The organism is Xenorhabdus bovienii SS-2004 (assembly GCF_000027225.1).
GTDB lineage: Bacteria > Pseudomonadota > Gammaproteobacteria > Enterobacterales > Enterobacteriaceae > Xenorhabdus > Xenorhabdus bovienii_C.
The window spans coordinates 2336346-2347933 of sequence record NC_013892.1 but is presented as its reverse complement, the minus strand read 5'-3'; the positions used below and the strand labels follow the sequence as shown (position 1 = coordinate 2347933).

Here is an 11588-nt window from a genome sequence, read left to right as displayed (position 1 = left end):
CGATAAAAGATAACGATGACTACACCGTTATTTAGAATAAAAATTCTTTGCTAATTTTGTCCATAGCTCAGCGACAAGTGGGGAAGTCGGCTTACCCACAGTTGAGGCCAGCTCACACAGAGTGGGGTGAGTGAACACTGCCGCTAACGGAATCTCCATATTTTGCTCATACATACGAGCCAGCAATTGTATCGCTGTCAGCGAATGGCCGCCCAACTCAAAGAAATTGTCATGCCGGCCGACTTTTTCCCGTTTCAGCAGCTTCTGCCAGATTTGTGCCAGTGCCGTTTCCATGTCACCGATGGGGGCTTCATAGCCGCGAGCCACGGCAGTTTCTTCACGCACTCCGTGGGATTGGGTGAAGTGCTGAGTCAAGGTATCTTGCAACTGCCGATGTTCGGAGGCAGTCAGAATGGAGAGGCTCAGGATCGGCCGTTGAGGTTCGGTTTCCAACGCCTCAACCAGACCCGCCAAGGCGGTAGTCATATAGGCGATCAGACCCGCCGGATCGATACCCGGTACGGTCTGAGCCGCCAACAGAAAGCCTTTACCCAAATCATCCACAGTCAAGTAGAGGGGATAGTTAGTCCTCTCCTGTGCAGTCGTCAGATGTATGCCCTCCCATAGAGTGCGGGTTATATCCGATTGGCTATGGCGATAGTTAAGGAGTGAACTGAAAAGTGGCAGGGGTGGCGTTACACCGCTACAGCGCTGAGCCAGCGCCAATGGTGCCTGCTCGTGTTCCAGCAACCGTGTCAAACTACGATAAGCCGCTTTCACCGTCTCCTGTACACTGTTCCCTGCAAGTTGGATCCGCACGGGCAGCGTATTGATAAACAGACCTAGAGTCCGCTCAATGTCGGCGCTTCCCTGCATGCGCCCCAGCAAGACTGTCCCGAAGACCACATCATCCCGCCCGCTTATTTTTGCCAGCACCTGCGCCCACGCGACATGGAACAGCACACCGGGACTGACTCCCTGACGGCGCGCTTGCGTGCGGATAGCTCTGGCCAGTGCTGCACGAAGTGGTTTTATGACCTCAGTTACCGGTCGATTCCCACTGTAGACATCCAGTATTCCGAAAGGCGCAGTCGGTGTATCCACGTCGGCGAGCATCTCACGGAAATAGGCTTCGTGATCTGACATCGGTACACGCAGGGACTGGGCGATAAAGTGACGGTAAGGTAGTGCAGGAGGTAAGTCCCCTGTACGATGGTACAGCAGTTCGTTAATTTCATTGATGATGAGATCTAATGACATATGGTCGTTGAGTATATGGTGGCAGCATAGAGCCAGTAACCACTTATCTTGATGCGGATCATGGGCGATATCGGTGGATAAGAGTGGAGCCTGACTGATATCAAGGCGGTGTCGGTACGGGTCAGTGTGTGCCAGTAACTGAGCGGGAATGTCCTTGTCGCTGTCCGGCACAAAGGTGTCGATGCGCAGGGGCGCCTGACGCCAGACAATTTGCACTGGCTGGGGTAATTTCTGCCAGCAGAAGGCGGTGCGTAGAATATCGTGGCGGTCAATGACTTGTTGAAAGGCCGTCAGAAAGGCATCAAGACGTTCGCGGGTGTCGAAAGTAAGCAAGATATGTAACAGATAATTATCCCCTTGTGTTTGCAGCAGGTGGTGGAACAGCATACCTTCCTGTAACGGGGCGAGTGGGTAGATATCCTGGATATTAGCAGCACCAGCGGGAAGGGTAGCAGCAATGGCATCAATCTCGCATTGCGTCAGGGAGATCAGGGGCAACATGTCTGGGGTGATGGCGGTACAGCCATCAGGAATGAGATTGGACGGTGCGGTAAATGTAGCCGCGTTATCCCCGGCTATCAGCATCACTTTCGCCATTTCGGTAAGCACGGGTGTGGCGAACACGGTGCGGATGTCAAGGCTCCAACCTTGCCCACGCAGCCGTTCGATCAGGCTCACCACCATCAGCGAGTGGCCACCGAGTTCAAAGAAGTGATCATAACGACCCACCTTTTCCAGACCTAATAACGCTTGCCAGATCTCGGCCAGTGCCATTTCTATGTCGCCGACTGGCGCTTCATAAACACGGGTTACGATCGCTGCCTGATCCGGCGTCGGCAGTGCTTGACGATCGAGCTTGCCATTGGGTGCCAGCGGGAAGGCGTCGAGTGTTACAAAGGCGCTGGGTAGCATATATTCGGCAAGGTGCTGCGCGAGCTGCTGGCGCAATTCCGCTGGCACCAGTTCCGCATTCGGTTCGGCGAGCAGATAAGCAACCAAGCGCTTGTCGCCCGGCATACCTTCACAGGTAAGGACTTCTCGATGAAGCACAATAGCCTCACGCACGCCGTGGCATTGTAGCAATCTGGTTTCGATTTCCCCCAGTTCGATACGGAAACCGCGTATTTTAACCTGAAAATCATTGCGACCGAGGTATTCGATATTGCCGTCAGTCCGCCAGCGACCCAAGTCGCCGGTTTTATACATACGGGCGTTGGGGTGGTTGCTGAATGGGTCGACAACAAATTTCTCTGCGGTTAGTTCCGGTTGGTTCGAATAACCACGGGCGACGCCCATACCACCGATATGAATTTCGCCGCTCACGCCGACAGGAACCGGCTGACCGAGCGCATCCAAAATATAGATGCGGGTATTGGACAGCGGGCGACCAATCGGAACGTTGTCGGTCATAGATGGAGTCTGTTTGTCATCTATCATCAGTGCCGTGGCAGTGATGGTTATCTCTGTGGGGCCATAGGCGTTGAACCAACGGCAGGATTGCGTTTCTGGGCACGACAACCAGTCCATTAAATAACGGTGTTCTACTTTATCACCGCCAACAATCACGGTGTGCAGATAGGGGCTGAAACCACCGCGTCCTGCCATGATCTCTTGTACCCAATGGTGCCAGAAGGCGGTCGGGATATTGATGATAGTCATTTTCTGTTCGCGTAAGAAATCGACAAAAGTGACATTTGGTATTTTGATATGGGGTGGACGCAGAACCAGTGTGGCGCCTGATGCAAGGGTGGGGAAAATATCTGACACCGAAATATCAAATGATACGGTTACAAATTGCAGAATACGGTCGCCCAAGCTGGGCTTACTGATCTGGCATTGAGCATGGATAAGGCTCACGACATTGTGATGTTCCAGCATGACGCCTTTTGGGTGTCCGGTTGAGCCGGAAGTGTAGATGATATAGGCCAAATGGTGCGGTTGAAGCCCAATTTGCTCGCTGTCAGGGTTATGTGCAGGTTGTTTCGCTACGCTATTTTGATGAATTTTATCATCCAGCAGCCAGATGGACAGGTCTTGTATTGAGAAGCGTGTTTGTAAATGCTTCTGAGTCAGCAATATGACAGGTTTGCTGTCTGACAACTGATAAACCAGCCGTTCAGTGGGATATTCTGGATCGAGTGGGATATAACCGGCACCGGCTTTTAAGATCCCGAACAGACCGATGATCATATCCAAACCCCGTTCAACACAAATCGCCACACGATCATCAGGGCACACGCCAAAGGCTATCAGGCTGTGTGCCAATTGATTGGCGCGGCGGTTGAGTTCACTATAACTCAGTGAGTGTTTCTCAAAGATTACGGCAGCGGCGTCCGGTGTGCGTTGCACCTGAGCTTCGAACAGTTGATGAATCAGCCCATGTTGCGGGAAGTCAACTTGAGTGGCGTTGAAATCAACCAACAACTGCTGACGTTCGGCAACAGACAACATCGGCAGACGGGCAATGGCTTGCGTTTCATCGGCCGCCATGGCGGTCAGTACTTGAGTGATATAACCCACCATGCGCTCAACCGTCGCACGGTCGAACAGATCCGAGGCATATTCCAGATAACCATTGAGATCATCCACGGTTTCAATGAGTGACAATGTCAGGTCAAAGTGCGCGCTGTGATGTGTTTGTTCAACCAACGAAACGGATAAACCGGGTAATTCAAAGGGTTGGGTGGGGGTATTGTTCAGCGCCAGCATGACCTGAAAGATCGGGCTGTAGCTCATACTACGCTCAGGTTGCAGGATTTCCACTATTTGTTCAAAAGGCAGGTCTTGATGAGCATAGGCTGCCAGCGCTCGCTCACGGACGTGGGCGAGCAGTTCTGCCACGCTAAGTTCCGCCACTGTGTTGCACTGCCCCAATTCGATACGCAAAGGTAGGGTATTGACGAAAAAGCCGATCAACCCTTCAAGTTCACTCCGTGGTCGATTGGCGACGGGGGTGCCGATGACGATATCGTCCTGACCACTCAGACGGCTAAGCACTATCCCCCAAGCCGTAAGCAGAGTCATAAATAACGTTGTGCCCTGACGCTGCCCGAGCGCTTTGAGGGCAGTCAATAAGTCAGCATCCAGATGGATAGGCACATGACTGCCGACGTAACGCTGCTCTGGTGGGCGTGGTCGGTCGGTGGGCAGTGCCAGCAACGTCGGTGCGCCCTGAAGTCGCTCTCGCCAGAAATCCCGTTGTGCAGTGAGAATATCACCCTGCAACCATTCGCGTTGCCAGACGGCATAGTCGGCATATTGAATAGACAGGGGCGGTAAAGGATCACCATGCCCCTCAAGAGCAGCACAGTAGAGTGCTCTCAGTTCGTGGATCAATACCCCCACTGACCAACCGTCAGTGATGAGATGGTGCTGGGTGAGGATCAACACATGCTCTTCGTCCGCCAATTGCAGCAATTGACCCCGAACCAGCGGTTCGCTGGCAAAATTAAACAGGGTTTGTGTTTCGAGTTCCATCAATTCGTCAATACGGGTTAGGCGGGAAGCCTCGTCTAATCCGCGCAGATCCTGACAGATCAGGGTAAAACCGATATCTGCGTCGTCGATTTGTTGGTAAGGCTGTTCGCCAATCAGGACAAAGCGTGTACGCAGGCTTTCTTGTCGGGCAACAAGGTTATCGAGTGTGGCTGTAAATGCGGTGTGGTCTAACTGTCCGTGCAGGCGAAGAACCGTAGGAATATGGTAGGCCAGACTGGCCTTAGGATTGAGTTGGGCGATGAACCACAGGCGTTGCTGGGCGAAAGAGAGCGGTAGTGACTGACGGCGGTCGGCGGTCAGAATGACGGTTTGCGTGGTCACTGATGCGCTGATGAGTACGGCAGCCAAATCAGTGAGGACAGGGTAGGCAAAGAGTTGGGATAAGGACAGTTCCAACCCCAGCGTCTGGCGTACTCGTGAAGTAAGCTGGGTTGCGAGCAGGGAATGACCACCGAGCTCAAAGAAATGGTCGTAACGGCTCACTCTTTCCAGCCCTAATAACGCTTGCCAGATCTGAGCCAGTGCGATTTCTATTTCACCAATCGGGGCTTCATAGCCGCGTGTCACTATAGCGGACAGGTCGGGGGCAGGAAGCGCTTGTCGGTCGAGTTTGCCGTTGGGGGTCAGCGGGAAGGCGTCGAGCGTCATAAAGGCGCTGGGCTGCATGTACTCGGCAAGGTGTTGGGCAAGTTGTTGGCGCAGTTCGGCCGGCACCAGTTCAACGCCGGCCTGAGGCAGCAGATAGGCAACCAGACGCTTCTGACCTGTACTATTCTCATCAGAAATATCTTCTCGGGCAATCACAACCGCCTCGCTCACACCGTGGCATTGCACCAATCTGGCTTCGATTTCTCCGAGTTCAATCCGGAAGCCGCGCAGCTTAACCTGAAAATCGTTGCGGCCGAGGTATTCAATATTGCCGTCGGGCAGCCAGCGACCCAGATCGCCGGTCTTGTACATACGCGCTCCGGCTATTGTTGTGAAGGGATTGGGCAGGAAACGTTCCGCCGTCAGTTCGGGGCGGTTCAGATAGCCACGGGCAACACCGGCACCAGCGATATAGATCTCCCCTGTAACACCGAGCGGGACAGGTTGACTGTCGGTGTCGAGGATATAAATTTGGGTATTGGCGATTGGGCGACCAATATGAGCGACAAAGCCAGTCATCCGGTTCATGCGTATCCAGGTTGAATAGGTTGTCGTCTCCGAAGGGCCGTATAAATTGCACACCTCCTGTACAGAAGAACAAGCAAACAATTGTTCGACAACGTGAGGTTTCAGTGCTTCACCAGCCAAATTGACTGTTCGGGTAGCCGCAGGGATCGCGTTAGTGTCGATCAAATTCGTGATAGCCGATGGCACCGTATTGATTAGGCTGACCGATGGTTTTTTGGTAACCAGCGAAAGTGCATCAGAAACAAGATGAACTGTGCCACCGGAGATTAAAGGTGCAAAACATTCGTACACGGCTAAGTCAAAATTGAGCGAGGTAGCGAAAAGAGTGTGGGCTAGCTCTTCAGGGCGGAAAGCTTGTTGTACCCAGGTGAGGAAATTCACCGTATTGCGGTGTTCGATCGCCACTCCCTTGGGCAGACCGGTAGAGCCTGAGGTGTAGATCACGTATGCTAGATGGCGTGACGTCAGACCCAGTGACCGCACATCTGGATTATCGGTTGGCATAGCCTCAATCAATGGTTCTGGGTTGTCGAGTATTATTATGGGCATAACCGTAGGCACCGTGCTGGCCAGACGATCGGCGAGCATCTTCTGGGTTAGCATCACCTTTGGTGTCGCGTCTTCAAGCATATACGCCAGCCGCTCATCGGGATAAGCCGGGTCGAGTGGCACATAGGCTCCGCCAGCTTTTAGAACACCCAATAAACCGACTACCATAGCCAGATTGCGTTCGACATAAAGTGCCACCCGATCATCAGGGCGTATCCCCAACGTAATTAGATGGTGCGCCAGACGATTGGCACGATGGTTTAGCTCGTTATAACTCAGCGATTGGTCTTCAAAGACGACGGCGGTGGCGTCTGGTGTGCGCTGTACTTGCGCTTCGAACAGTTGATGAATCAACGCATACTGTGGGAAATCGACTTGAGTGGCGTTGAAATCGACCAGCAGTTGCTGGTGCTCGGTGGCGGGCAGAATAGAGCGGTTCCCGATCGGCCGTTGAGGTTCGGTTTCCAACGCCTCAACCAGCCCTGTAAGAGCGGTGGTCATATAGGCGGCCAGACGAGCCGGTTCGATATCCGGCACAGTCTGGGCAACCAGCCGGAAGCCTTCACCCAAATCATCCACGGACAAGGTGAGGGGATAGTTGGTTCTCTCCTGTTCTGCCAACAGACGTATACCTTTATCTTCCCACGTGGCAAAGGTTGTCTCTGGTTGACTATGGCGATAGTTAAGCAGTGCGCTGAAGAGTGGCAGGGATGGTGCTACACCACTACAGTGTTGCGCCAGCGTAAGTGATGCCTGCTCGTGTTCCAGCAGCCTCGTCAAATCGCGGTAGACCGTTTGTACGGTCGTTTGTACGCTGTTTCCTGCCAGCCGGATCCTTATGGGCAGGGTATTGATAAACAGGCCAAGGCTCCGATCGATGCCGGCACTCCCTTGCATACGCCCCAGTAAGACTGTACCGAAAACCACATCATCCCGCCCGCTGGTTTTAGCTAACACCTGCGCCCATGCGACATGGAACAGCACACTGGGACTGATACCTTGACGGCGTGCCTGCGTGCGGATGGCTCTGGCCAGTATCGCGTCAAGTAGATGCGTGGCTTCAGTCATCTGTCTATTCCCGCTGTGGACATCCAGTATCCCGAAGGGTGTGGTCGGCGCATCTACACTGGCGAGCATCTCACGGAAGTGAGTTTCGTGCTCTGAAGCCGGTACGCTCAGGGACTGGGCGACAAAATTGCGGTAAGGCTGTGTTGCGGGTAAGTTTTCGGCACGATTTTGCAACAATTCGCTGATTTCAGCGATGATAAGTCCCAAGGTGATATGGTCACTGACCAGATGGTGGAAGCACAGAGCCAGCAACCACTCGTTCTGGATTGGATCATGGGCGATATCGATGGAGAAAAGCGGAGCTTGACACAAATTGAGGCACCGCTGATCTGGATCGGTGTGTGCCAGCAATTGAGATTGGACGTCCTTGTCACTGGTCGGTACAAATATGTCGGTGTGCAGAAGAGCCTGACGCCAGACGACTTGTACTGGCTGTGCTAACCCCTGCCAGTAGACTGCTGTACGCAGAATATCATGGCGATTAATGACCTGTTGTAAGGCTGTCAGGAAGGCATTGAGACTTTCACGAGTATCGAAAGCGAGCATGTTGCGTAACAGATAAATATCACCTTGCGGTTGTAACAGGTGATGAAACAGAATGCCTTCCTGTAATGACACGAGTGGGTAGATATCCTGAATATTAGCGGCACCTCCGGGGATGGTGGCGGCAAGAGTATCAATCTCGCGCTGGGACAAGGATATCAGGGGTAGCATATCAGGTGTGATGGTGGTACAGCCGTCAGGGATGAGATTGGGTGGCACGCTAAAAGCAGCAATACTGTCTTGAGCAAGCAGCATGGCCTGCGCCATTTCGGCCAGCATCGGTGTGGAGAACACGGTACGGATGTCAAGAACCCAACCTCGGCTACGCAGTCGTTCGATCAGGTTCACCGCCATTAGCGAATGACCACCGAGCTCAAAGAAATGGTCATAACGTCCCACCTTTTCCAGCCCCAATAATGCTTGCCAAATCTCAGCCAATGCCATTTCCATTTTATCGGCAGGTGCTTCGTAGATGCGCGCTACGACCGCCGTCTGATCGGGTGCCGGAAGAGCCTGGCGGTCGAGTTTACCATTAGGCGTCAACGGGAAGGTGTCTAGCGTTACAAAGGCGCTGGGTAGCATATACTCGGCAAGGTGCTGCGCGAGCTGCTGGCGCAGTTCCGCTGGCACCAGTTCCGCATTCGGTTCAGCGAGCAGATAAGCAACAAGCCGTTTTTCGCCCGGCGTATTTTCATCGGAAATGTCTTCGCGGGCAAGGACGACCGCTTCGCGTACGCCGTGGCATTGCACCAGTTGAGACTCAATTTCTGCCAGTTCGATACGGAAGCCGCGCAGCTTGACCTGAAAATCGTTACGACCGAGGTATTCGATATTGCCGTCAGGTAGCCAGTGCCCCAGATCGCCGGTTTTGTACATACGTGCTGCTGGTATACCGGAAAACGGGTCGGGCAGGAAGCGTTCCGCCGTCAATTCAGGACGGTTCAGGTAGCCGCGGGCTACGCCGGCACCGGCGATATGAATTTCGCCGACCACGCCAAGAGGAACGGGCTGCCCATACGGATCAAGGATATAGATACGAGTATTGGCGATTGGACGGCCGATAGGCGGAGTCCTTTCTTCTTGGTTATCGCACAGATAAATAGCTGAACAGACGGTACTTTCAGTCGGCCCATAGGCATTAATCATGCGTCGACTGGTAGCCCAGCGTTTGACCAGTGAGGATGGGCAGGCTTCTCCACCTACGATCAGGGTCTGTAGTGTCACAGGAATTGAATCCAGTGCAGCTAACGCTGTTGGCGACAGCAATATATGGGTAATGGCATTGGCTTCCAAGGTATCCGATAGTGCTGTACCGGGTAGGAGATGTATGCGATGGGCAAGATGGAGGCAGGCACCTCCTAGTAGAGCCATGCAACATTCCCAGATACAGGCGTCAAAGCTGTTTGAAGCAAATTGCAGGATATGACTGCCTGGCTCGATTGCCAGAACATCCTGCTGTGTCGAGATCAGATTACTCAGGCCGTGATGCTCGATCATTACTCCTTTGGGGAGTCCGGTGGATCCTGAAGTGTAGATCACATAGGCTAAATGGTGTGACGTCAGGCCGAGTGCCTGCACGTCCGGATTATGGGTCGGTTGCGTTGCCATGGTTGATTCTGGCTCGTTGAGCACCAGCGTAGGTATGGTGGTGCTCAGCGTGTCGAGCAGCGCCGTCTGTGTGAGCAGAACCATCGGTGCCGCGTCATCAAGCATATACGCCAGCCGTTCGGCAGGATAGGCCGGGTCGAGCGGCACATAAGCTCCACCGGCCTTGAGGATACCCAGTAAACCGACCACCATATCCAGACTGCGTTCGACACACACCGCCACCCGATCGTCTGGACGCACATTCAGCGAAATCAGATGATGAGCCAGACGATTGGCGCGGCGGTTCAATTCGTCATAACTTAGGGATTGGTCTTCGAAGACCACGGCGATGGCGTCAGGATTGCGTTGCACCTGTGCTTCGAATAGTTGATGAATCAATGCATTTTGCGGGAAATTGGCCTGAGTGGCATTGAAATCCACCAATATCTGTTGGCGTTCATCTTCGGGCAAGATGGGCAAATTCACTATCGGCGTATCCAGAGCGGTGATGGCGGCGTCGATCAAGACGGCAAGACGAGATTGGAGAGCCATGACCTCTGTGGTGCTCAGATAATCGGTAGAGAAATCGAATTCAATTGTGATGGATTGAAGGTCATCGTCAAGACCGGTTGTGTACTGTTCGATGATGATCGAAAGAGGATAGGGTACACCATGGTGTATATCCACTAATTGGATATTGGTATCTTCTCCTGCCATATGCAGGTTAGCTTTGAACGGTTCGAGTGACAATGTAATGTCAAATAATTGAACACGCCCCGTTTTCTGCTGGATATGTGTTTGTCGGTTGATCTCCGAAATGGGCAAACGCTGGTGCTTATAGCAACGACGCAATTCGGTAGAGGCTTTGTGCATAACATCAAGGAACGTGTCTTCTGGCGAAATTGTTACGCCAATCGGAATAACGGATGCGAACATTCCCATAGTGCGTTTTTGTTGGGCATTTTTACGGTTGTGCACGGGAATGCCGATGACAATTTCATCCTCCCCCGTCGTCCGGCTGAAATAGCTAGCCAGAACGGCATACATAAAATGCAGGATAGATAATCCTTGCCGGGACACGGTGTCTTCGATACGTTGAAAAAGCGCCTTGTCTACTTGCCAAAGAATAGGTTTGGCTTGTCCGTGATTTTCTGCTTTGTTGGAATTTGCTGGTGGGAGTAATGGCGGCGGCAGACTTTCATAGCGTTTCACCCAAAATTGCAAATCGTGTGAGTAGCGTTGAGAAGCCAGATAATCTCGGTCATCCGTAATGAAATTCAGATAAGAAGGGGCAGTTTTGTTCAGTGTTTCTCCCCTCATTAGGCGATTGTAGGTATCGATAACATCTTCACTGAGTATGGATAAACTAATACCGTCCATGATCAAATGATGACAGCAAAAATGCCAGTACCGACGTGTATGGCTCACCCGTAATAATTCGGTACGCCATAGTGCTCCATCCAAGTGAAACGGACGCATGAACTCGGCATTGATATGTTGTTTGGCTTGGGCTTCTGCGTCGATATGCGGAGATAAATCGTGTATGTCTATGGACGCAGGGAGCGTACCAGCCACCTCTTGCAGCGGTAAGGTGTGGGTGTTGATGAGCTGTAAACGCAGTGTGTCATGACGATAAACAACAGCTTCAAAAGCACGAGTGAACAAGGCTTCATCCAATTCACCATCGATGCAGATAAAAAAACCGATATTGTAATTGGGAGAACCGGGATGGATAACCTGATCGAGCCAGATGACTTGCTGAGGAGAACTCAACGGATGTACATGAGGAAGAAGAGTGTTGTTGTTATCAACGGCTAAGGAAATTTCTGAGGAGCGATTTTGGCTGTGTGACATACTCATTTCCCCTTTGTAATAGTTAAGACTCACTGATATATGAAAAATAATTA

1 protein-coding gene is annotated in these 11588 nt (G+C 52.4%); it reads right to left on the bottom strand.

The features are described 5' to 3' along the window. Window positions 1–27: 27 nt before the first annotated feature. Window positions 28–11535, bottom strand: a complete 11508-nt coding sequence (locus XBJ1_RS10015; protein ID WP_012988806.1) for a non-ribosomal peptide synthetase — start codon at window positions 11533–11535, stop codon at window positions 28–30. Window positions 11536–11588 lie beyond the last annotated feature (53 nt).